Here is a 23,499-nt window from a genome sequence, read left to right as displayed (position 1 = left end):
CATCGCTTCACCGCCCTGACGGCGGCCGAGGCGCGGTTCCACCAGCGAAGGCGCGGCCCCATGAATGCGAACCCCCATCCCCGCCCCGTTCCGGCGGACGACGCCGGCAGGTCCGTACCGGCCCAGGCGAGGCTTTCCGACATCGTGGCCCTGTCCGCCGGCCATCCATCGCGGCCAGCCGTTGAGCAGCTGGTCCGCGAAACCTATGCGCGGGCTTATGGCGCGCGCATCGGCCGCTTTCCCCGCCTGATGATGGCGACGTTCGATCAGCACGGGAACCCCGCCTGTGCCGCGGGCGTGCGCACCACCGCCGATGGCTTCTTTTCCGAAGCCTATCTTGACCAGCCCATAGAACGCGTCCTTGGCCAGAGGAGCGGGCGCCATGTGCACCGCGCGCGGGTGTTTGAGATCACCACCCTGGTCAGCCGCCGCGCCGACCTGTCCGCCGGCTTTTTCCACAGCCTGGCCTGCCGGGGGGCCCTTGACGGATACGACTGGTGCTTTTTCACGGCCACGTCGCGCCTGCGGCAGTTGTTGGCGCGCCTTTATCCACCCCTGCTGGTCCTGGCCCAGGCGGACCCCGCCCGCCAAGCCGATGCCGCCGCCTGGGGGCGTTACTATGAAAGCGCCCCGGCCGTATGCGCGGCGGACGACTGGCCGTTCCTGAGCCCCGCGCCGACGCGAGCGGCGGAAGCGGCGGCGGGGACGGCGCATGCATGAGATCCTGCGCGCCATCCGCCGGCACGCCGCCGTCACGCCCCACCAGCCGGCGGTCACCGACGGCATCTCGTCCCTTGATTATGCGCAATTGGCGGCCCGCGTCGCGGGCGCGGCGCAGGCGCTGACGGCGCTGGAGAGATCCGGCTCGCGTCCGGTGGTGGGCATCCTGGGCGCCAACCGTGTCGAATGGGTCGTGGCCCAACTGGCCATTTGGCAGGCGGGCTACACCGCCGTCCCGCTGCCGCCCTTTTTCTCAGCCGCCCAGTGCCGGCACATCGCCGCCGACGCCGGCATAACTCATATCATCTACACACCCGACGCGGATCCGGGCCCAGGCGCCCCCTTGGACCTGCCCGTCCAACCCGTCCCGGCCATGACCGCGGCCACCGCGGCCCTGGACCTCGCCGGAACGGCGCGGCAGGTCATTTACACCTCGGGCAGCACGGGCACGCCGAAGGGCGTGCTGCTGGAGGGACGCCAGCTGTCATGGAGCACCCTGGCGCTGGCCCAGGCCATCGACGCGCGACCCGACGACCACTATCTCAGCCTTCTGCCCATGGCGCTGTTGCTAGAGACCCTCTGCGCCATCACCATGCCGCTCAGCGCAGGCGCGCGGGTGACGCTGATGCCCGGGCTGACGGCCCGCATGGGCGGTCCGGCCCCCCTGCCGCTCACCGACGCCATCACCGCCGCCGCCCCGACCTGCCTGATGCTGGTGCCCCAGCTTCTGGCCGCCTGGGTGACGGAGCTGGAGCGGACGGGCGGCACGGTTCCGCCGGATCTGCGCCTGGTGGCCGTGGGCGGGGCGGCCGTTCCCCCCGCCCTGGCCGAGAGGGCCTGGGCCCTGGGCATTCCCGTGCATGAAGGCTATGGCCTGTCCGAGTGTTGCTCGGTCGTGGCCTTGAACCGGCCCGGCCAGCGGCGGCCGGGCACGGTGGGCCGGCCCCTGTCCGGCCTGCGCGTGACCCTCGACGGGGGGGAGATTGTGGTCACCGGCCCGTCGGTCATGTCGGGATACCTGGGGATGACGCCGGCGAATGAGCCTGCCGGCCCGGCGACCTGGCGCACCGGCGACCTGGGGACCTTCGATGACGACGGTCACCTGACGGTCCATGGACGGCGGGATGCCCTGATCGTGACGCCCGGGGGGCGCAACATCAGCCCGGAATGGGTGGAGGCGCATTTCCTGAACGACCCCCGGCTGTCGCACTGCCTGCTCAGCGATGGCGGATTGGACGGGCTGGCGATGCTGCTGGTTCCGGCGCCGGCGGCGGAATCATGGTTCGAGGCCGCCGGGGACGACGCCATCGCCGCCTTGGCATCGACCGCCGCCGCCGGCCTGCCTGCCTATGCCCGGCCCCGCCGGCATCACGTAGCACCACTGCGCGACCTGGCGGCGCGCGGCCTGCTCACCGCCAACGGCCGGCTGCGCCGCCGGGAAACCACGGCGGCCTACCACCCGCAGCTTCATCCACCGGCCATGCCGGCGATCCGGACCCCGCCGGACCATTTGACCACCGACCATTGACGGAGGCCCCCTTGCCCGACACCTCACCGACACCGCATCAGCGCCTGCTCGCGCAGACCGCCCAAGCCCGTGGCGCCTTCCTGTCCATCCCCGTGCTGAGCATGGCGATGGATGGGGCTGTGCCGCTGCCGCTCTACCGCGATTTCCTGGCGCAGGCCTACCATCATGTGCGCCACACCTGCCGGCTGCTGGCCCTGGCGGCGGCCCGGACGGACGACGACGATTACCGGGCCGCGCTGTTCGACTACATCACCGAGGAACAGGGGCACGAGCAATGGATCCTGGACGACATCGACGCGGCAGGCGGTGATGCCGCGCAGGTGGCTGCGTCCGTGCCGGGCCAGGCCTGCCGGGCCATGCTGGCCTATGTCTACGACGCCATAGAGCGCGTCAGCCCCTACGCCTTGCTGGGCATGGTCCATGTCCTGGAGGGCATGTCGACGCTGCTGGCGTCCCGCGCGGCCGACGCCCTGCAGCGAGCCTACCGGAGCGAGGGCACCTCAGGCTTCCGCTACCTGACATCCCACGGGGCGCTGGACAAGGAGCATGTGGCCTTCTTCGAACAGCTGGTCGACGGTTTGTGCGCCCCGGAAGCGCTGCCGGTCATCGCCGACACGGCGAACATGGTCTACCGCCTCTATGGCGACATCTTCCGCGACCTGAGCCGGGGCTTGGACAGCGTGCAAGGAGGGGCCTGCCATGCCGCATGACTCCGCGCCCGGCGGCATGACCGCGCTGATCACCGGCGCTGGCTCGGGCATAGGCCAGGCGCTGGCCGTCGAGGCGTCGCGGCGGGGGTTGGGGCTGGTTCTGGTCGGACGGCGGCGCCCGTCGCTGGACGCCACCAAGGCGCTGTTGCGACCCGGCACGCGGTGCCTTGTCCTGCCCGCCGACGTGACCCTGTCCCAGGATCGCGAGGCCCTGGTGAACGCCGTGCGGGACCACGCCGGCGGCCTGGACTTTCTGGTGAACAACGCCGGCCTGGTATGGGCGGGGGCCTTGTCGGCCATGGACGACCACACGCTGACCGCGCTGGTGTCCACCAACCTGATGGCGCCGCTGGCCCTCACGCGGGACTTCCTTCCGCTGCTGTCCGCCGCGGCCGGGCGGGTGGTCAACATCGGTTCCCTGCTGGGGGATATTCCCTATCCCCTGTTTGCCGGTTATTGCGCGTCCAAGTATGGCTTGCGCGGCCTGTCCGACGCCTTGCGGCGGGAATTGCGATGCCAAGGCGTGGGCGTGACCTATGCCGCGCCGCGGGGCGCCCGCACGCCCGCGACGGAGGCCCTTGAACCGCTCCTGGCCCTGCTGGACATGCCGACGGACCCGCCGGCGGCCATCGCGAAACGGATATGGGCCGCCGCGCTGGCCGGTGCCGACACCGCCTATCCCGCCGGCCCGGAACGCCTGTTCGTCCTGCTTCAGCGCCTATTCCCCCGCCTGGTCGATGCCGCGGTGCGGCGCCAATTGCGGCGCGGTCCCCTGGACGCGCTGATGCCGGCGCCGCAGCCCGGCCGGCGCGCCGGCCCCCGCGTTGATTGCCTTCCCCTGGTCTAAGCTTTTGTTCGTCATGCGATTCCCGCTCCGTATGAGTCCATGCGAAGCGATCGCACTCTAAAAGGAACCGCCGCCCATGGATCATCCCCTCACGCCCAGGGCGCGCCGATTGGCCCTCGCCATGACGGTCGCCCTCCTTCCCCTGTCGGTACCGGCGGCGGGGCATGCGTCGCCGATGGAAAGCGAGGCCATCGCCCACACGGTCGCGACCGATGCCACGCCCTCCGGGATGCTGACTGCCCTGGCCGGCGTGGAACGGGAATGGTCCCACATCTCGTTCGAAGTGACGGATCAGGACGCCCGCGTGCACGCCATGGCGGCACTGGCCGACCAGGCCGGCCAGCTGGCATCGCAGTACCCCGGCCATGCCGAACCTCTGATCTGGCAAGCCCTGGCCCTCGGCAGTCTGGCCGGTCTGAAGGGCGGCATGGGCGCGCTTTCCCTGGCCCGCGAGGCCCGCACGCTGCTGGAGACGGCCGGTCGCCTTGACTATCGCGCGGTGGGGGGTGCGGTGCCCACCAGCCTCGGCTCCCTCTATTACAAGGTGCCTGGCTTTCCCCTGAGCTTCGGCGACGATGACAAGGCCCGCCGTTACCTGGAGGAAGGACTGGCGATCAATCCCGATGGCTTGGATGCCAACTACTTCTATGGCGACTTCCTGTTCGAACAGGGGGATTACCGCAAAGCGGCGGAGGTGCTGGCGCACGGCCTGGCCGTGCCGCCCACCCCCGACCGGCCCGTCTGGGACGCGGGACGGCGCGTCGAAATCCGCTCACTGCTGAAGCGGGCGCAACAGAAACTGGCGGCCGGGTGATGGACGCCTTCAATCAGCTGGCGCGGCCGCCGGTCCGTTTCCGCGCGGCCTGGCATGCCCTGGGCAGCCAACTGCGCCATCCCACCGGCGTCCTGGGGCATTTGCTGGGCTTGGTCATGAACCGCCTGAACGCCCGTCCCAACCGGGTGGCGGTCGAGGCCTTGGCGCCCCGCCCCGGCGACACAGTCCTGGAACTGGGCTGCGGTCCGGGCCAGGCGCTGGCCCTGGCTGTGAAAGCGGTGGGGCCAACCGGCACCGTCCACGGGATCGACCAGTCGGCGGTGATGCTGCAACAGGCGGCCAAGCTCAACCGGCAGTCCCGACAGCAGGGACAGCTTCACCTTCATCTCGGCCGTTTTGATACGCTGCCGCTGCCGGCCGGCGCGGTCGACGGGATGCTGGCGGTCAACGTGGCCTATTTCTGGCAGAACGCGGCCGATGTCCTGCGGGAAACGCGTCGCGTGCTGCGCCCGGGCGGGCGGCTGGTGGTTTACGTGACGGACGCGGCCACCATGCAGCGCTGGCCGTTCGCCGGGACCGGCACCCACCGCCTGTTCACGCCCCTGGACCTGCGGGCCATGCTGCTGGCGGGCGGCTTTCCCGGTGACAAGATCTCCATCCGATCCGTCCGGCTGGGGTATGGGATGACCGGCCTTGTCGCCATTGCCGAAAACCAGCCCTGCCGCCCGTTGCGATAGGTTGGCGCCGAATTATGGGCGATCATTTACGTGAAATCGAAAATCAAAGAAGGCAAGCCAGCAACAGAGAACAATTTATGAAATAGAGATTAAGTCCCGTGAGAATACCAGTTTTGCACAATGGTCTTTTATTTAGACCATCGCCAGCAAACAAAACATACGCAGTTTGACGTATTAGGATTTCGCTTTCCTGCCCCCATCCTGCCCCTGAAGCCGACGCCGGGACCTGAGTTCCCGGCACCGATAACGGCAACGGGACCTAAGGACGGGGGAGTACATCATGTCGGGCATCATCAACACGACGCAACGCCGCCTGCGCCTGGCGCTTCTGGCCACGGCCCTCACCCTGCCCGCCCTGGCGGCGCAGGCGGGCGAGACCATTTCCGCCGGCGGCGACAAATCCATCACGGTGGGGCTGGGCGTGCGCGCCAGTTTCACCAGCGTGGAGGACGGGGCGCCGGACGGCACCTCGCGCTCCGCCGATTTCAACCTGGACAGCGTGCGCCTCTACATCAGCGGCCAGCTGACGCCCATGATCAAGGCGACCTTCAACACCGAACGCGACAGCGCCGGCCGGGTGGAGGTGCTGGACGGTTACGCCCAGTTCGAGCCGGCGGACGGCATCAACCTGTGGGTGGGCCGCATGCTGCCGCCCAGCGACCGTGCCAACCTGGACGGCCCCTATTATCTGAACACCTGGGCCTACCCCGGCACCGTGTCGCAGTACCCGGCCAAGTTCGCCGGCCGTGACGATGGCGCCACCGTCTGGGGCAAGCTGCTGGACAAGAAGCTGGTCTATTCCGTCGGTGCGTTCGAGGGGCACAACCGCATCACCGGCGCCAGCAACCAGTCCGACAACCTGCTGTACGCCGGCCGCGTCGCCTATAACTTCCTGGATCCGGAGCCCGACCCCGCCTACTACACCAGCAGCACCTACTACGGCTCCGTCGACGTGCTGACCCTGGCCTTCGCCGCCCAGTACCAGCCGGACGGCGTGGGCACGCTGGCCCGCCGGGGCGACTACACCGCCTGGAACGTGGACGGCCTGTTCGAGAAGAAGCTGGACGGCATCGGCGTGGTGACGCTGGAAGGCGCCTATTACCAGTACGACACTGGCGGCGTGGCCGACGTGCCCAGCAGCTTCGGCGGCGCCGGCCCCACCGACAATGTCGGCGGCCTGACCCAGGGCAAGGCCTATCTGGTGGGCGGCGCCTTTCTGATCCCGGCCAAGGTGGGCTGGGGCCAATTCCAGCCGACGGTGCGCTACCAGCATTTCGACGCCGACCTGACCGGCATCTCCACCAGCCAGACGGACCTGGGCGTCAACTACATCATCGACGGCCACAACGCCCGCATCAGCGCGGAATACGTCATCACCAGCACCACCGGCAAATCCGACGGCAACGCCGTCGTACTGGGCGTGCAGCTGCAGTTCTGAGACATACCCATACGTCAAACGCCCCATGGGGTTCTCCCCGCCCCCACCCCTATCCTGCCGGCGGCGGCTAGCCACCTTGCCCCCGGCCGGGCCCCTTTCTTGGGGGGACGGGACCGAGGGGGCTTCCTTACAGCCCCGCGACCGGTAAAGTCGGTCGCGGGGCCGCCTCTTTGGAAAAGAAGCACGGGGAACGATGGGGGACAGCGGAGCCGCAGTTGAGGCGGGGGGCATGAGCGCGCGGCAGCGGATCGTCAGGGAACGGCGCCAATACAACCAGCTGGCCGCCAGCCAGACGCTGGAGGACTACGCCCTGCGCTTCACCGCCACGCGGGCGCGGCGCTGGTCGTCGTTCCGCGTGGCCAATACGGCCTTCGGCGCCATCAGCTTCCTGGCGTGCGAGGCCATCGGCGGCAGCGCCACCCTGACCTATGGCTACAGCAACGCCAGCGCCGCCATCCTGGCCGTGGCCGTCCTGATGTTCCTGGTGGGCCTGCCCATCACCTATTACGCCGCCCGCTACGGCGTGGACATCGACCTGCTGACGCGGGGGGCGGGATTCGGCTACCTGGGGTCCACCCTCACCTCCCTCATCTACGCCAGCTTCACCTTCCTGCTGTTCTCGATTGAGGCCAGCATCATGTCGGCCGCCCTGCAGATGGCGCTGGGCATCCCGCTGTGGCTGGCCCACATCGTCAGTTCCCTGGTGGTCATCCCCATCGCCGTCTACGGCATCCGCCTGATCAGCCGCATGCAGCTGCTGACCCAGCCCATCTGGCTGCTGCTGCAACTGGCACCCCTGGCCTATCTGGCGCTGAACCACGGGGCGGACCTGGCCGCCTGGCAGGAATTCCCCGGCGCGCTGGGCCATGCCGACGGCCATATCGACCCGCTGCTGTTCAGCATGGCGGCCAGCATGCTGCTGTCCCTGCTGCCGCAGATCGGGGAGCAGGCGGACTACCTGCGCTTCCTGCCCACCTTGCGCAAGACCGGGCGCTGGGCCTGGTGGACGGCGCTGATCACCACCGGGCCGGGCTGGGTTGCCATGGGCGGGCTGAAGCTGCTGGCCGGGTCCTTCCTGGCGGTGGTGGCGTTGCGCCATGGCCTGTCGGCGGAACAGGCCACCCAGCCGACAGAGGTGTTCTACATCGCCTTTCAGGAGATGCTGTCGTCGCCCACCACGGCGCTGGTGCTGACCGGCGTCTTTGTCGTCGTCTGCCAGATCAAGATCAACGTCACCAACGCCTATGCCGGGTCCATCGCCTGGTCCAACTTCTTCTCCCGCCTGACGCACAGCCATCCGGGCCGCGTCGTCTGGCTGGTGTTCAACGTCATCCTGGCCCTGATGCTGATGGAGTTGGGCATCTTCCGGGTGATCGGCGGCATCCTGGGCCTGTACGCCAACTTCGCCGCCGGCTGGATCGGGGCGCTGACCGCGGACCTGGTGGTCAACAAGCCGCTGGGCCTGAGCCCGCCGGGCATCGAGTTCAAGCGCGCCCATCTTTACGACATCAACCCGGTGGGCGTGGGCGCCATGGCCCTGTCGGTCGTGGCCTCCACCCTCGCCTCGCTGGGCGCCTTCGGGCCGCTGCTGGGGCCCCTGCCCCAGGCCATGGCGCCGTTCATCGGCCTGGCCGTGGCCTTCGTCACCGCCCCCCTGATCGCCAAGGCCACCCGGGGCCGCTATTACCTGGCGCGGCCCGACACCGACCTGCCCGCCGATGCGGCGGAGGCCCGCTGCGTCATCTGCGAGAACGTGTTCGAGCGGCGGGACATGGCCTATTGCCCCGCCTATGCCGGGGCCATCTGTTCCCTGTGCTGCACGCTGGAAAGCCGCTGCCACGATCTGTGCAAGACGCAGAGCCGCATCACCGACCAGCTGGCCCGCCTGATGGAAACCCTGCTGCCCGGCCGCATGGCCGGCGGCGTGCGCACCCGCACCGCGCGCTTCCTGGGCGTCATGGCCGTGTTCACCCTGGTGAACGGCGGCCTGCTGTCCTTCATCGGCATGCAGTATGGTGCCACGGTGCCGGAGGCGCGCGGCGTGGTCGCCACCACCCTGTGGATCGTCTTCTTCGCCCTGCTGATCGTCTCCGGCGTCGCCGCCTGGCTGCTGGTTCTGGCCCTGGAAAGCCGCCGGGTCGCGGAGGAGGAGACGGCGCGTCAGACCGGCATGCTGATGGAGGAGATCGAGGCGCACGAGCGCACCGACGCAGCATTGCAGAAGGCCAAGGAGGTGGCGGAGGCCGCGAACGTGGCCAAGAGCCGCTACATCATCGGCATCAGCCATGAGATCCGCACGCCACTGAACGCCATCTTCGGCTATGCCCAGTTGCTGGAGCGCGACGCCAGCATCCGCAACCCGGACGGCGTGCGCGTCATCCGCCGCAGCGCGGAGCACCTGTCCAACTTGGTGGACGGCCTGCTGGACATCAGCAAGATCGAAAGCGGCCTGTTGCGCCTGACCCGCGACAAGGTGCGGCTGGTGGAGTTCCTGGACCAGATCGTGGACATGTTCCGCCTGCAGGCCGCCGCCAAGGGCATCCAGTTCCATTACGACCGCCCGGCCTACCTGCCGGCCTTCGTCCATACCGACCAGAAGCGCCTGCGCCAGATCCTGATCAACCTGCTGTCCAACGCCCTGAAATACACGGCCCGGGGCCACGCCACCCTGCGCGTGCGCTATCGCAGCCAGGTGGCGGAGTTCGAGGTGTCGGACACCGGCTTCGGCATCCTGCCCGAGGACAGGGAGCGCATCTTCGAACCGTTTGAGCGGGGGCGGATGGCCAACGCCCGCGCCGTACCCGGCACCGGCCTGGGCCTGACCATCACCCGCCTGCTGACCCGCATCATGGGTGGGGAGATCGCCGTCGCCAGCACGCCCGGCCAGGGCAGCACCTTCACCGTGCGCCTGCTGCTGTCGGAGGCGCAGTCCGGCCCGGACGACCCGCCGGCGGCCAGGACCATCCACGGCTATGCCGGCCCGCGCCTGCGCGTGCTGGTGGCCGACGACGACCCCGACCATCTGGCCCTGATCCAGAACCTGCTGCGGCCGCTGGACTTCCTGCTGTTCGCCGCCCGTGACGGGCGGGAATGCGTGGATCTCGCGCGGGAGTGCCGGCCGGACCTGGCCCTGCTGGACATCTCCATGCCCCACATGACGGGGTGGGAGGCGGCGGCGGCCCTGCGCGACCTCGACCTGCCGCGTCTGAAGATCATGATGGTGTCGGCCAACGCCCACGACTACACCCCCGGCCGCGCCGCCACAGGCGGGGAGGATGGCGGCAGTGCCGCGCACGACGCCTTCGTCATCAAGCCGGTGGACATGGACGTGTTGCTGGAACGCATCGGCGCGCTGCTGGGCCTGGAGTGGCTGTACGCCCCGGCCGCAGCACCCGCGCCCGCCGCGCCCCCCGATGCTCTGCCGGCCCTGGCCCAGCCGCATCTGGAAGCGCTGTGGCAGCTGGGCCGCATCGGCCATGTGCGCGGCATCGAGGCCAAGCTGCGCGAGCTGGAGACGGAGGACGTGGCCACCGCCGCCTTCGCCGCCCAGCTGCGCACCCTGGTGCGCGCCTTCGACCTGAAGCGCTATATGGCGGTGCTGGAGGCGGCACGGACACAGGCGGGAGGGGACAATGACGATACAGGCGATGGACAGGACCGGATGGAGCGTGCCGATGACTGATGCCATCCAGACCACCCCCGGCCGCCGCGACACCGTGCTGGTGGTGGACGACACGCCGGAAACCCTGGGCTTCCTGACCGACGCCCTGGACCAGGCGGGCCTAACCGTGCTGGTGGCGACGGATGGCGAAAGCGCCCTGGCCCTGCTGGACCAGGTGACGCCGGACCTGGTGCTGATGGACGCCGTCATGCCAGGGCTGGACGGGTTCGAGACCTGCCGCCGGCTGAAGCGCGACCAGGCCCTGGCCCACCTGCCCGTCATCTTCATGACCGGCCTCAGCGAGACGGAACACGTGGTGCAGGGCCTGCAGGCCGGCGGCGTCGATTATGTCACCAAGCCCATCGTGGTGGATGAGCTGATGGCCCGCATCCGCGTGCACCTGGCCAATGCCCGCGTCGCCTATGGCGCCCAGGTGGCCCTGGACACCACCGGCCGCTATCTGCTGGCCACCGACGGGCGCGGGCTCTTGCGCTGGTGCACGCCCCAGGCCCAGCGCCTGCTGGCGGCCTTCTTCCCCGATGATGGCTCCGGCAGGGACGCCCCCGACCGCCTGCCCCCGGTGGTGGCGGAGCGCCTGGCTCAGCTTCGCCGTGACGGCGCGCCGTCCATCCTGATCGACGGCCCCGACGCGAACGATACCCGCCGGCTGGAGGTCGCCTACCTCAGCCAAACCGAACCGGACGAGTTCCTGTTCCGCATCAGCGAGACCGGCGCCGGCCGCGAGGAACGCGCCCTGCAACAGGCCCTGGGCCTGACGGCGCGCGAGGCCGAGGTGCTGGTGTGGATCGCCCACGGCAAATCCAACCGCGACATCAGCGACATCCTGGGCATCAGCCCCCGCACGGTGAACAAGCACCTGGAACAGATCTTCGTGAAGCTGGGGGTGGAGAACCGCGCGTCAGCGGCCGCCGTAGCGGTGCGGGTGATGGCGGGATAGCGTTCCACCCTGAAATGGGCGCCTCCGTGCTCCCTCGATGTTGCCGCACTACGCGTCAGCGCTTAGACTTCCCATAGCGCAGATAGCCGGAGGATGCCGTGGCCAGCCTCACCATCCGAAACATGGAAGAACCATTGGAGAGCCGCCTACGGGCCCAAGCCGCCGGCCATGGACGTTCCATGGAGGAAGAGGCTCGGCACATCCTCCAAGCCGTTCTGGTCCATGATCTACCGCCGGCGCCGACTGATTTGGCAGGATCGATCCGCCGTCGCTTCGCCCCGTTCGGTGGCGTGGAGCTGGCGTTGCCCCCACGTGAGCTATTACGTAATCCACCCAGCTTCCCGGAATGATTATTCTTGATACCAACGTGCTATCGGAGCTGATGCGCCCGGCGCCATCGGATGCCGTTTTGCGTTGGCTCGCGGGGCAACCCTCGTCCTTATTGTTCACCACCACCATCACCCAGGCTGAAATCCTGTCAGGCATTGCCCTGCTCCCAGAGGGACGTCGGCGGATTGGTTTGGAGAATGCCGCGCTACAGATGTTCGTCGCCGACTTCGCCGGCCGAATATTGCCCTTCGACACTCAGGCCGCGATTTCATTCGCGAGAATCACCACAGTGAGACGCCAGGCCGGGCGCCCCATTTCCACCCTGGACGCGCAAATCGCGGCGATTGCCCATTCACTCGCCGCTGCGGTAGCCACCCGTAATATCGATGATTTTTCGGGCTGTAGCGTGCCGTTGATCAATCCATGGGCCCCCTGACTCAGCCTCAAATATTCACCAGATGCGCCACTTCCGCCGCCGTCTCTTCCCGCGTGCTGCCGGCGCGGATGATGCGGCCGCGCTGCATGACGCGGTAGCTGTCGGCGAAGGACCAGGCGAAGTCCAGGTACTGCTCCACGATCAGGACGGTGACGCCCAGGTCGGCGCGGATGCGGCGCAGGGCGTCCTCGATCTGTTGGACCACCGAGGGCTGGATGCCTTCCGTCGGCTCGTCCAGCAGCAGCAGGCTGGGCTGGCCCGCCAGGGCGCGACCGATGGCCAGTTGCTGCTGTTCGCCGCCGCTGAGCACGCCGCCCTTGCGGTTGATGATCTGCGCCAGCTTGGGGAACAGGTCGAAGATGTGGTCGGGCACGCCCGCCTTCATGGCCCCGCCGCTGCGGCCGGCCAGGGCGGACAGGCCGGTCTCCAGGTTCTCCCGCACCGTCAGGTGAGGGAAGATGTGGCGGCCCTGGGGGACGTAGCCGATGCCGGCGCGGGCGCGCTGGTGGGGCCCCAGGGCGCTGACGTCGCGGCCCAGGAAGGTCATGCGGCCGGCGGTCAGGCGCTGGGCGCCGATGATGGTCTTCAACAGGGTGGTCTTGCCCACGCCATTGCGGCCGATCAGCGCCACGGCGCCGCCGGCGGGCACCGCCAGGTCGATGTCCCATAGGACTTGGCTCTGGCCATAGGATGTCGCCGCCCCGGTGAGCGTCAGCAACGGTTCAGTCATGATGGGTGTCCTCCTTGGCGCGGCCCAGATAGACGGCGGCGACGTCCGCGTCGGCGCGGATGGCGGCCACGCTGCCTTCCTTCAGGAACTGGCCCTGGTGCATGACGGTGACGCGGGCGTCCAGCTGCTCCAGAAAGCTCATGTCATGGTCGATGACCAGCACGGTGTGCTGCCCGACCAGGCGGCGGATCAGGGCCGCCGTCTGGCTGGTTTCCGCCGGGCCCATGCCGGCCGTGGGTTCGTCCAGCAGCAGCAGGTCGGCGCGCGTCGCCACCACCATGCCGATCTCCAGCCACTGCTTCTCACCATGCGCCAGCTGGCCGGCGGGGGCGGCGGCGCGGTCGGCCAGGCCTATGGTCTCCAGGATGTCGGCCACGCGAGCCTTCTCCTCCGCCGCCACGCCGTGGCGGAAGGAGGACCACCAGCGCCGGTCGCGCCGGGCGGCGATCATCAGGTTGTCCACCACCGACAGGCCGGGCAGCACGCCCGGTGTCTGGAACTTGCGGCAGATGCCCCGGCGCACGATCTCATGCTCCGGCAGGTGGGTGATGTCCTGGCCCTTGAAGATCACCCGGCCGCTGGTGGCCCGCACCCGGCCGATGATGGTGTCGCACAGCGTGGACTTGCCCGCGCCGTTCGGGCCGATCAGCACCCGCAGGGTGCCCCGGTCCAGGGTCAGGCTGAAGCCGTTCAGGGCCTTGAAGCCGTCGAAGTCCACCGTCACCCCATCCACCGCCAGCAGCAGGTTGCTGGCGGGGGCGGTGGTGCCGATGTGGGGCGCGGTCGCCTGCGCGGTCATTTCGCCTCACCAATGATCAGGGTTTTCAGCCGCTTTCCCAAGCCGGCAGCACCAGCGTCGGCCACCAGGCCGGCCAGGCCGCCAGGCAGCAGGGTCACCACCAGCACGAACACCAGGCCCAGGGCGTAGAGCCACAGGTCGGGGAAGGCGCTGCTGACACCGTCCTTGGCCAGGTTGACGGCCAGGGTGCCGGCGATGGCGCCGGCCAGGCTGTTGCGGCCCCCCACTGCCACCCAGATGACCATCTCAATGGAGGGCACCACGCCCACCAGGGCCGGCGACACCACACCGGCGTGCAGCGTGAACAGCGCCCCGGCCAAGCCAGCCAGCACGGCGCCGATGGTGAAGGCCACCACCTTGAACGGCGTGGGGTCGTAGCCCAGGAAGCGGATGCGGTTCTCACCATCCCGGATGGCGCGCAGCAGCAGGCCATAGCGGGAGGCCATGAGGGCACGCAGGGCCACGAACACCCCCACCACCAGGGCCAGGGTCAGCCAGTACAGGCCATGCGCCGCCGCCGGCGTGCCCAGTTCCACGCCCATCAAGGTCTGGAAGTCCGTCAGGCCGTTGAAGCCGCCGGTGGAGGGCTGCTGGCTGATCAGCAGCGTGGCGAAGGCCAGCGCCAGCGCCTGGGTGATCAGGGCGAAGTAAACGCCCCCCACCCGCCGCCGGAACACCGCCCAGGAGAACAGGGCCGCCACCGCGCCAGGCACCAGCACCACGCCCAGGATGGCGACCAGGGGGCTCTTGAACGGCACCCACCACCACGGCAGCGCGTCCAGGCCGCTCCACACCATGAAGTCTGGCAGGTCACCGTCGGCCAGCGCCGCCAACTTCATGTGCATGGCGATGGCGTAGCCGCCCAGGCCGAAGAACACCCCCTGCCCCAGGCTGAGCACCCCGCCCTGGCCCCACACCAGCACCAGGCCCATGGCCAGCAGCGCCATGGCCAGGAAGCGGGCCAGCAGGTTGAGCTCATAGGCCGAGACCAGCCAGGGGGCCAGCACGCCCAGGGCCACCACGGCCAGCGGCACAGCCAAGGAGCGACCGAAGGCGATACCGGCCAACGGCCCCGACAGCGGCGTATTCTTGCGCAGGCTCATGTCCATGCCGTCCTCCTTCATCTGGTCCTCACGCGTCCAGCACGCGGGACCGCACGGCCACCACCCCCTGGGGACGGAACTGGATGAACCCGATGACGAACAGCAGCAGCAGCACCTGCGCCAGGCTGACGTCGACCAGGATTTGAACCAGGGCCGAGAACAGCCCCACGATCAGCGAGGCGATGGCCGTGCCCTTCAGGCTGCCCAGACCGCCCAGCACCACCACCAGAAAGGCGGGCACGACGTAGCTTTGCCCGACATTCGGGGTGACGGGCCCCAGCAGGGCCAGCACCACGCCGGCCAGGCCGGCGATACCGGTGCCCAGGCAGAACACCGACAGGTCGACCGCCCGCACGTTGATGCCCGCCGCCGCCGCCATGCCCCGGTCCTGGTTCACGGCGCGGACCAGCAGGCCGATGCGCGTGCGCGCCAGCAGCAGGCTGAGCGCGCCCATGACCGCGAAGGCCACGGCCAGGATGAACAGGCGGGTGGCGGGGATGGTCAGGCCCTCCAGCAGGCCGGACTGGACGGTATACGCATGGTTCAGCCATTGCGGCGCCCGCACGTCCACGCCGATGGCGCCGAAGATATTGCGCGCCGCCTGCTGCAGGATGAGGCTGACGCCCCAGGTGGCCAGCAGCGTGTCCAGCGGCCGGGCCGACAGGCGCTTGATCAGCGTCGTCTCCAGCACCGCGCCCACGGCGGCCGCACCCAGGAAGGCGACGGGCATGGCGGCCAGAATGCCCAAGGGCCCCGGCACCACCTGCAAGGTCAGGTAGGCGAGGTAGCCGCCCAGCATCAGCATCTCGCCATGCGCCATGTTGATGACGCGCATGAGGCCGAAGCTCAACGCCAGGCCCAGGGCCGCCAGCACGTACAGCGAGGCGACGCTGAACCCGTTGAAAACCTGCCCAGCGATAAGGGGCCACTCACCCATTTTCCTTCTCCCTCAGACGCCGGGCGCCGGCATCCGCCGGCTTGGCTGATCCTCGCTGCGCCCTGCGGTGCTCGCTCCGGCGCCCGCGGTCGCGGGCTACAACAGCAAGGGGCCAAGCCCCTTGCTGTTGAAATTTCATCAGGATGCCGGGCACTTCTTGCCCGGGAAGACCAGCGGGTCGTAGGGGTCGGGGTCGATGGTGCCCTTGGACTGCCAGATGATCTTGAACTGGCCGGTGGGGTCCAGCTGGCCGATGTAGCCGGTTTGCACCAGGCTTTGGTTGGCGGCGAACTTCACCTTGCCCATGGCGGTATCGAGATAGTCCAGCGCCACCGCCGCCGCCCGCACCTTCTCCGGATCGAAGCTGCCGGTCTTCTCCACCGCCGCCTTCCAGGCGTAGACGTCGACATAGCCGTGGACCATGGGGTCGGTGACGGCCGCACCGGCGCCGAATTTGGCCTGATAGGCGGCCACGAACTTCTTGTTGGCCGCACCGTCCAGGCTCTGGAAGTAGTTCCAGGCGGCGTAGCTGCCCTCCACCAGGCTGGGGCCCATGGCCACGGCCTCCTGCTCGCCGATGCTGAAGGACATGACGGGCAGCTTGGCCGAGGGCAGGCCGGCGGCGGCCATCTGTTTGAAGAAACTGACGTTGCTGTCGCCGTTCAGGGTGCTGAAAATGATGTCGGGCTTGGCCGCCTGCACCTTGGCGATGACGGCGCTGAAATCCGTGCCGCCCAGGGGCACGTATTCCTCGCCCGCCACCTTCAGCTTATCGGCGTCGATATGCTTCTTCAGGATCAGGTTGGCGGTGCGGGGGAAGACGTAGTCCGACCCGATGAGGAAGTAGCTCTTGTAGCCCTTCTCCACCGCCCATTGCAGGGCTGGCAGGATCTGCTGGTTGGGCTGGGCGCCGGAATACATGATGTTGGGCGAGCACTCGTTGCCCTCGAACTGCACCGAGTACCACAGCAGGCTCTTCAGCTTCTGGAACACCGGCAGCATGGCCTTGCGGCTGGCCGAGGTCCATCCGCCGAACACGGTGACCACGCCGCCGTCCTGCACCAGCTTGGTCGCCTTCTGGGCGAAGATGGCGGGATCGGACGCGCCATCCTCCACCACCGGCTCGATCTTCTTGCCCAACACGCCACCGCCGGCGTTGATCTCTTCGATGGCCAGGATCTCGGCATTCTTCACCGTGACCTCGCTGATGGCCATGGTGCCGGTCAATGACTGCAGCACGCCCACCTTCACCGTGTCGGCGGCCCAGGCCGGCGCCGGCGCCGACAGGCTGGTCGCCGCCAGCAGCAGGGCCGCGAGACCGGCCGGCTTGTACATCCCCCTCATCACCATCCCCTTCCCGTTCGCTTTGATCTTTCGCCGCCATGGACGCGGCGACCACGGGGCAAAGGCTAGGGCCGGGAGAGGAAACCGGGTATGGGGCGTTTAACGTAGCAGCCGGAACGGAGGGCGGCACGGGGAGGCACCCGACGGTCCGCCTGCCGCACGGAATTGCGCGTGCACCCGCGTGCCGCATTGCATTCCGGGCCGGCGTAGCCTACCTCTAGCGGCATGCCGCGCCGCCCACGTCCCCCTTCGCGGAAGACGCCCGCCTTCCCCGCCCACCGGCTGGGCATGGTGGCGGCATGCCTGCGCGGCCTTGTCATGGCCTTCCTGCTGCTGTCCTTCCTGGGCGCCACCACCGTTCAGGCCATGCCGGTGGATCTGCCCGCCGCCGCCACTGCGGCCTCGGCCATGCCCGATGATTGCCCCATGGTCCAGTCCGCCGGCACACCGGCCAAGGGCGGGCCCTGCCACGGCTTGAACGCGGCCTGCCTCAAGCAGATGGGCTGCCTGGGCATCTCGCTGCTGCCGGAGCGAACCGGCCAGCCCACGGCGCCGGTCGTTTTCGGCGATGCCTTCTTCTGGCACCCGTCGGCCTCCATGGCCGGGCTGTCCATCACGCCGGAACCCTTCCCTCCCATCGCCGCGTGAGCGGGGCACCCTGAGGGTGCCCCTGTCGCCTCGGGAGCATCGACGCCCGAGGCCTGCTCACGCCGCCGGCATCGCCATGCCGGCCCCGATACCCTTTCGGGAAGGGAAGCCTCATGACCCGATACATCCATGCCCGCACGGCCACCGCCGTGGCGGCGCTGGCCCTTATGCTCGCGTCCGGCGCGCGGGCGGATATCATCCCCACCCCTGACGCCCCGGCGCTGGGCGCCAACCTGGACGGCCTGCTGGACGCCGCCCGGCACCTGAACCCGACCCTGCAGGCCGCCGCGCTGGAAACCGCGGCGGCCGATGCCGAGGCTTCCGCCGCCGGCGCCCTGGACGACCCGACCTTCCGTATCAACTCGGACGAGGTGGACCGCACCAGCGGCCCCCGCATCAACAAGACCTACATCACGGTCGAGCAGGAGTTCCCCCTGTGGGGCAAGCGCGACCTGCGCCGCAGCGCCGCCCTGGCGGCGGTGGACGCGGCACGCGGCCGGGAACGGGCGGTGGGCCTGGAATTGGCGGAGCGCATCAAGGACACCTTCGCCCTGTATGCCGCCGCGTCGGCCGCCCTGGCCGTCAACGGCGACGTCCTGCGCCTGGATCGCCAGATAGCCAGGAACGCGACCGACCGCTATGGCCAGGGCCTGGGCAGCCAAGGCGACGCCCTGGCGGCTGCTGCCGAAGTGGCCCGCACGGAGGTGGAGAACGCCCGGCTGACCGCCGACCGCACCGCCGCCGCCGCGCGCTTGAACACCCTGCTGGCGCGTCCGGCGGATGCGGCCCTGGCCGTCCCCTCCGGCGGCCGTCCCCTGCCGGTATCCACCCCACCCCTGACGGTGCTGGCCGACCGGGCCCAGGCCGACAATCCCCGCCTGGCGGCCGGCCTGGCGGAGGTGCGCGGTGCGGAGGAAGAACGCCGCCTGGCCGCCAAGGCCTGGTACCCCGACCTGACCCTGGCGGTGGGCGCCATCCAGCGCGACAACGGCCCCACCGGCTATACCGCCACGGTCGGCTTCAAGATTCCCCTGCAGGCGGAGCCGAAGCGGGCGAAGGAACGCCAGGCGGTGGCCAAGGCCAACGCCACCCGGCAGAGCTTGGCCGCAACGGCCGCGGACATCGAGGGCGACCTGGCCGAGGCGCTGGCGGCGCTGACGGCCGCCCGCCAGCAGGCCGGCGTGTACCGGGCGCAGTTGCTGCCGGACCTCGGCGGCGCCCATGACGCCGCCCTGGCCGCCTATGGCCGGGGGCAAGGCAGCCTGGCCGCCGTGCTGGACGCGGAGCACCGCCTGCACCAGGCCCGCCTGGATTTGCTGCGCATTGAGGTCGAGGGTCAAAAAGCCCTGGCCGCCTTGGAACGTCTGGTGGGAGGCCCGCTATGACCCGCGCCCGCTTTCTTATCGGCCTGGTCATCGCCCTTGCCGCCACCCAGGCGGCCCAGGCTGAGACTTCGCCCCTGGCGCCCGCCGACAAGGGCAAGGTTCTGTACTACCGCAACCCCATGGGGCTGCCGGACACCTCGCCCGTGCCTAAGAAGGACGGCATGGGCATGGACTATCTGCCGGTCTACGCCGATGGGACCGAGCCAGCGGGCACGGTGCGGGTCACCCCCGGCAAGCTGCAGACCCTGGGGGTGAGAACCGCCCTAGTGGAGGAAGTGCCGGCCCTGGCGGGGTCCGTGCAGGCCACCGGCACCATCGTGCTGGATGAGCGGCGCCAGGTGGTGGTGACCACCCGGGCGGAAGGCTGGGTGGAGACGCTGGCCGTGGCCGCAACCGGCGACAGTGTCCGCCGGGGCCAGGTCCTGGCCCAGCTCTACGCCCCCGACCTGCTGACAGCGGAGAAGGAATACCTGCTGGCCCGGTCCCTGGCCACCGACGGCCATGCGGACGGGAGCCATGGCAGCCCGGCCGACCTGGTGGCCGCCGCACTGTCGCGTCTGAAGGCGCTGGACATCCCGGCGGAGGAGGTCGCGCGGCTGCAGCGCAGCGGCGAGGCCGCCAGCCGGATACCGATCCGGGCGCCAGCGGATGGCGTGGTCATCGACAAGCCGGTGGTGGCGGGCATGCGGGTGGCGCCGGGTGAGCCGCTGTACCGCCTGGCCGACCTGTCCACCGTCTGGTTGGTGGCGGAGGTCCCGGAACGGGAGGTGGGCCTGGTGCGGCCCGGCCAGGCGGCCCACGCCACCCTGACGGCCTATCCCGGCCGCCGCTTCGACGGGATGGTGGACTTCATCTACCCCACCCTGTCGCGGGAGACGCGGACGGCCCGGGTGCGCATCATCCTGCCCAACCGCGACCGCGCCCTGCTGGCCGACATGTACGCCAGCGTGACCATCGACACCCCGCGCGCCGGCGGCGGCGATGGGCCCCCGCTGGTGATCCCGGAATCCGCCGTCCTGGACGGCGGCGCCCGGCAGACGGTGCTGCTGGATCTGGGCGACGGCCGCTTCCAGCCGCGCGCCGTCCATCTGGGTGCACGGGGCGATGGCAAGGTCGAGGTGCGCGACGGCGTGCGCAAAGGTGATCGCGTGGTGGTCGGCGCCAATTTCCTGATCGACGCGGAAAGCAACCTGAAGGCCGCCCTGGAAGCCTTCACGACCGGCCCGGCCGTCCCGTCGGACAGGGGCACCTCCAACAGGGGCACCTCCAACGGGGGGGCCAAGCCATGATCGCCCGCCTCATCGACTGGTCGGCCGCCAACAAGGTGCTGGTGCTGGCGGCCACCCTGTTCATCGCCGCGCTGGGCGCCTGGTCCCTGCGGCATACGCCGCTGGATGCCCTACCCGACCTGTCCGACACCCAGGTCATCGTCTACACCGATTATCCCGGCCAGGCGCCGCAGGTGGTGGAGGACCAGGTGACCTATCCCCTGTCCACCGCCCTGCTGGCGGTGCCCCGGTCCAAGGTGGTGCGCGGCTTTTCCAACTTCGGCGTCTCCTTCGTCTATGTGGTGTTCGAGGAGGGGACGGATCTCTACTGGGCGCGCTCCCGCGTGCTGGAGTATCTGAACGTCGCGCAAAAACGGCTGCCAGCCGGCGCCACGCCCTCGCTGGGGCCGGACGCCACCGGTGTGGGCTGGGTCTACCAATATGTTGTCCAGGGTGCGGGCCGCACCCTGGCCGAACTGCGCAGCATCCAGGATTGGCTGGTCCGCTACCAACTGGCCAAGGCCGATGGCGTGGCCGAGGTGGCCGCCTTGGGCGGGTTCGAGCGCCAGTACCAAGTGGTGGTCGATCCGCGTAAGCTGCAGGCCTACGGTATCCCCCTGTCGGCGGTGTCGGACGCCGTTCGCGCCAGTAACCGCGATGTCGGCGGCCGCACGCTGGAGATGGCGGAGACCGAATACATGGTGCGCGGGCGGGGCTATCTGCGCGACGCCGGCGACCTGGAGCGGGTGGTGCTGAAGGCGGACGCGGCCGGGGCGGCACCCGTGCTGCTGCGCGACGTGGCGCGGGTGGAGCTGGGGCCGGATGAGCGGCGCGGCATCGGCGAGCTGGACGGCCAGGGTGAGGCCGTGGGCGGCATCGTCGTCAAGCGCGACGGCGCCGACGCCCTGACCACCATCGCCAGCGTCAAGCGGCGGTTGGCGGAACTGCTGCCCGCGTTGCCGGAGGGCGTGACCCTCAAGGCGGTGTACGACCGGTCCGACCTCATCGGCCGCGCCATCGAGACACTGAAACATACCTTGCTGGAGGAAAGCCTGATCGTGGCGGCGGTCTGCGTGCTGTTCCTGTTCCACGTGCGCAGCGCCCTGGTCGCCATCATCACCCTGCCGGTCGGCATCCTGGCGGCCTTTGCGGTCATGCGGCCGCTGGGCATCGGCGCCAACATCATGAGCCTGGGCGGCATCGCCATCGCCCTGGGCGCCATGGTGGACGCCGCCATCGTCATGATCGAGAACGCGCACAAGCATGTGGAACGGCTGGCGCCGGGCGAACCCCGGGGCCCCGCCCTGCTGGCGGCGGCGCGGGAGGTAGGGCCCTCGCTGTTCTTCAGCCTGCTGGTCATCGTCGCCTCCTTCCTGCCGGTGTTCGCGCTGGAGGCGCAGGAGGGGCGGCTGTTCAAGCCGCTGGCCTACACCAAGACCTTCGCCATGGCCGGCGGCGCCCTGCTGTCCGTCACCCTGGTGCCGGTGCTGATGCTGTTCTTCGTGCGCGGCCGCATCGTGCCGGAGGCGCGCAACCCCCTGAACCGCGCCCTGATCGCGGCCTATCGTCCGCTGATCACGCTGGTGCTGCGCTGGCCCAAGGTGACGGTGGTGGTGGCGATCCTGGCCCTGGCCGCCACGGCCTGGCCGGTGTCCCGCCTGGGCTCGGAATTCATGCCGGACTTGAACGAGGGCACGCTGCTGTTCATGCCCGTCACCCTGCCCGGCATTTCCGTCACCAAGGCGGCGGAACTGCTGCAGACGCAGGACCGCATCCTGAAGTCGTTCCCCGAAGTGGCGTCCGTCTATGGCAAGGCGGGACGTGCCGCCTCCGCCACCGACCCCGCCCCGCTGGAGATGAGCGAAACGGTGGTGTCCCTGAAGCCGCAGGCCGACTGGCGGCCGGGCCTGACCCTGGACGGCCTGGTGCGGGAGATGGACCAGGCCCTGCAATTGCCAGGGGTCAGCAACGCCTGGACCATGCCGATCAAGGCCCGTATCGACATGCTGTCCACCGGCATCCGCACGCCGGTCGGCGTCAAGGTGTTCGGGCCCGACCTGGCGGTGCTGGAGCGGCTGACGACGGCGGTGGAGACGGCGGTGCGCGGCGTGCCCGGCACCACCAGCGCCTATGCCGAGCGCCTGGGCGGGGGCCATTACCTGGAGATCACCCCCGACCGCGACCGCATCGCCCGCTATGGCCTAGGCATCGACGCGGTGCAGCAGGTGGTGGCCACGGCCCTGGGCGGGGAGACGGTGACCACGACGGTGGAGGGGCGGGAGCGCTATGGCGTCATCGTCCGCTATCCCCGCGACCTGCGGGACAGTCCGCAAGCCATCGCCGGCCAAGTTCTGGTGCCCCTGCCCAGTGGCGCGATGGTGCCGCTGGGAGACTTGGCCGGCGTGGCCCTCACCCAGGGCCCGCCGTCCATCCGCACCGAGAACGCGCAGCTGGTCGGCTACGTCTATGTCGACATGCATGGCCGTGACGTGGGCGGTTATGTGGCGGAGGCGGCGCGGGCCGTGGCGGCCAAGGTCAGCCTGCCGCCCGGCTACCGGCTGGAGTGGAGTGGGCAGTTTGAGTACCTGCAGCGGGCCAAGGCCAAGCTGGCCCTGGTCGTCCCCGCCACGCTGGGCGTTATCTTCGTCCTGCTGTACCTGAACTTCGGCCGCCTGGCAGAGACACTGATCGTCATGCTGTCGGTGCCCTTCGCCCTGGTGGGCGGCGCCTGGTTGCTGTGGGCCCTGGGCTACAACATCAGCGTCGCGGTCGCCGTGGGCTTCATCGCGCTGGCCGGCGTGGCGGCGGAGACCGGGGTGGTGATGCTGATCTATCTGGACCACGCCTGGTCGGCCACCTTGGCCCGGCGGGCGCGGGAGGGCGCCCCGGCGTCACCCGCCGACCTGCGCGCCGCCATCCTGGAGGGGGCGGTGGAGCGGGTGCGGCCCAAGATGATGACGGTGGTGGCCATCATGGCCGGCTTGCTGCCCATCCTGTGGAGCACCGGCACGGGCTCCGAGGTCATGCGCCGCATCGCCGTGCCCATGGTGGGCGGCATGGTCTCCTCCACCGTCCTGACCCTGCTGGTGATCCCGGCGTTGTATGCCCTGGTGAAACGGCGCCCCGTCGGATGAGGGCACAAGGG

The 23,499-nt window shown here is 69.5% G+C and carries 20 protein-coding genes; 15 read left to right on the top strand and 5 right to left on the bottom strand.

Annotated elements, in window-relative coordinates; translation table 11 throughout:
• The first annotated feature begins 60 nt into the window (after positions 1 to 60).
• The 11 genes from Y958_RS23725 to Y958_RS23675 all read left to right on the top strand — a co-directional run bounded on the left by Y958_RS23725 (position 61) and on the right by Y958_RS23675 (position 12,140).
• Entirely contained in the window at positions 61 to 720 is a 660-nt protein-coding gene (locus tag Y958_RS23725; protein WP_088874423.1) for a thermostable hemolysin, read from the top strand.
• On the top strand, positions 713 to 2,248 hold the full coding sequence (locus tag Y958_RS23720; protein ID WP_088874422.1) for an AMP-binding protein: 1,536 nt from the start codon (positions 713 to 715) through the stop codon (positions 2,246 to 2,248). The genes Y958_RS23725 and Y958_RS23720 overlap by 8 nt, the downstream gene beginning before the upstream one ends.
• A gap of 11 nt (positions 2,249 to 2,259) precedes the next feature.
• Positions 2,260 to 2,958: an iron-containing redox enzyme family protein gene (locus Y958_RS23715; protein ID WP_211098764.1), complete on the top strand. Its 699-nt coding sequence runs from the start codon at positions 2,260 to 2,262 to the stop codon at positions 2,956 to 2,958.
• Positions 2,948 to 3,805, top strand: coding sequence for an SDR family NAD(P)-dependent oxidoreductase (locus tag Y958_RS23710; protein WP_088874421.1), 858 nt, complete (start codon positions 2,948 to 2,950; stop codon positions 3,803 to 3,805). The genes Y958_RS23715 and Y958_RS23710 overlap by 11 nt, the downstream gene beginning before the upstream one ends.
• A gap of 76 nt (positions 3,806 to 3,881) precedes the next feature.
• Positions 3,882 to 4,619, top strand: coding sequence for a tetratricopeptide repeat protein (locus Y958_RS23705; protein ID WP_198924719.1), 738 nt, complete (start codon positions 3,882 to 3,884; stop codon positions 4,617 to 4,619).
• Complete coding sequence (locus Y958_RS23700) at positions 4,619 to 5,317, top strand: class I SAM-dependent methyltransferase (protein ID WP_088874420.1); 699 nt, start codon at positions 4,619 to 4,621, stop codon at positions 5,315 to 5,317. The genes Y958_RS23705 and Y958_RS23700 overlap by 1 nt, the downstream gene beginning before the upstream one ends.
• A gap of 280 nt (positions 5,318 to 5,597) precedes the next feature.
• Positions 5,598 to 6,755 carry a porin gene (locus Y958_RS23695; RefSeq protein ID WP_088874419.1) on the top strand — a complete coding sequence of 386 codons (1,158 nt, stop codon included), beginning with the start codon at positions 5,598 to 5,600 and terminating at the stop codon, positions 6,753 to 6,755.
• Between the two features lie 229 nt (positions 6,756 to 6,984).
• Positions 6,985 to 10,437 carry a hybrid sensor histidine kinase/response regulator gene (locus tag Y958_RS23690; RefSeq protein WP_088874418.1) on the top strand — a complete coding sequence of 1,151 codons (3,453 nt, stop codon included), beginning with the start codon at positions 6,985 to 6,987 and terminating at the stop codon, positions 10,435 to 10,437.
• Entirely contained in the window at positions 10,430 to 11,374 is a 945-nt protein-coding gene (locus Y958_RS23685) for a response regulator (RefSeq protein ID WP_244909670.1), read from the top strand. The genes Y958_RS23690 and Y958_RS23685 overlap by 8 nt, the downstream gene beginning before the upstream one ends.
• A gap of 122 nt (positions 11,375 to 11,496) precedes the next feature.
• Positions 11,497 to 11,724, top strand: coding sequence for a FitA-like ribbon-helix-helix domain-containing protein (locus tag Y958_RS33100; protein ID WP_425600696.1), 228 nt, complete (start codon positions 11,497 to 11,499; stop codon positions 11,722 to 11,724).
• Positions 11,721 to 12,140, top strand: a complete 420-nt coding sequence (locus tag Y958_RS23675; protein ID WP_088874415.1) for a type II toxin-antitoxin system VapC family toxin — start codon at positions 11,721 to 11,723, stop codon at positions 12,138 to 12,140. The genes Y958_RS33100 and Y958_RS23675 overlap by 4 nt, the downstream gene beginning before the upstream one ends.
• A gap of 7 nt (positions 12,141 to 12,147) precedes the next feature.
• Here the strand turns inward: Y958_RS23675 and urtE are convergent, their stop codons facing one another.
• The 5 genes from urtE to urtA form a co-directional block, all read right to left on the bottom strand.
• Complete coding sequence (gene urtE, locus Y958_RS23670) at positions 12,148 to 12,870, bottom strand: urea ABC transporter ATP-binding subunit UrtE (protein ID WP_088874414.1); 723 nt, start codon at positions 12,868 to 12,870, stop codon at positions 12,148 to 12,150.
• Positions 12,863 to 13,669, bottom strand: coding sequence for an urea ABC transporter ATP-binding protein UrtD (gene urtD / locus Y958_RS23665; RefSeq protein ID WP_088874413.1), 807 nt, complete (start codon positions 13,667 to 13,669; stop codon positions 12,863 to 12,865). Before urtD ends, urtE begins: the two co-directional genes overlap by 8 nt.
• Positions 13,666 to 14,778 carry an urea ABC transporter permease subunit UrtC gene (urtC, locus tag Y958_RS23660; protein ID WP_244909669.1) on the bottom strand — a complete coding sequence of 371 codons (1,113 nt, stop codon included), beginning with the start codon at positions 14,776 to 14,778 and terminating at the stop codon, positions 13,666 to 13,668. The genes urtD and urtC overlap by 4 nt, the downstream gene beginning before the upstream one ends.
• Before the next feature lie 22 nt (positions 14,779 to 14,800).
• Positions 14,801 to 15,709 carry an urea ABC transporter permease subunit UrtB gene (gene urtB, locus Y958_RS23655; RefSeq protein ID WP_088874412.1) on the bottom strand — a complete coding sequence of 303 codons (909 nt, stop codon included), beginning with the start codon at positions 15,707 to 15,709 and terminating at the stop codon, positions 14,801 to 14,803.
• Between the two features lie 138 nt (positions 15,710 to 15,847).
• Positions 15,848 to 17,053 (bottom strand): urea ABC transporter substrate-binding protein, encoded by a 1,206-nt coding sequence (urtA, locus tag Y958_RS23650; RefSeq protein ID WP_244909668.1) that lies wholly within the window; start codon positions 17,051 to 17,053, stop codon positions 15,848 to 15,850.
• Between the two features lie 288 nt (positions 17,054 to 17,341).
• Here urtA and Y958_RS23645 point away from each other — a divergent pair, with 288 nt between their 5' ends.
• The 4 genes from Y958_RS23645 (at position 17,342) to Y958_RS23630 (ending at position 23,488) form a co-directional block, all read left to right on the top strand.
• Positions 17,342 to 17,701, top strand: coding sequence for a hypothetical protein (locus tag Y958_RS23645; protein WP_040843458.1), 360 nt, complete (start codon positions 17,342 to 17,344; stop codon positions 17,699 to 17,701).
• Between the two features lie 113 nt (positions 17,702 to 17,814).
• Positions 17,815 to 19,086 carry a TolC family protein gene (locus tag Y958_RS23640; protein ID WP_088874411.1) on the top strand — a complete coding sequence of 424 codons (1,272 nt, stop codon included), beginning with the start codon at positions 17,815 to 17,817 and terminating at the stop codon, positions 19,084 to 19,086.
• A complete protein-coding gene (locus Y958_RS23635; protein ID WP_088874410.1) occupies positions 19,083 to 20,375 on the top strand; it encodes an efflux RND transporter periplasmic adaptor subunit in 1,293 nt (430 codons plus the stop codon). The genes Y958_RS23640 and Y958_RS23635 overlap by 4 nt, the downstream gene beginning before the upstream one ends.
• Positions 20,372 to 23,488 carry an efflux RND transporter permease subunit gene (locus Y958_RS23630; protein WP_088874409.1) on the top strand — a complete coding sequence of 1,039 codons (3,117 nt, stop codon included), beginning with the start codon at positions 20,372 to 20,374 and terminating at the stop codon, positions 23,486 to 23,488. The genes Y958_RS23635 and Y958_RS23630 overlap by 4 nt, the downstream gene beginning before the upstream one ends.
• Positions 23,489 to 23,499 lie beyond the last annotated feature (11 nt).

The sequence above is a fragment of the Nitrospirillum viridazoti CBAmc genome (assembly GCF_000730165.1).
Taxonomy (GTDB): domain Bacteria; phylum Pseudomonadota; class Alphaproteobacteria; order Azospirillales; family Azospirillaceae; genus Nitrospirillum; species Nitrospirillum viridazoti.
This window is presented reverse-complemented; position numbering and strand designations above follow the sequence as displayed.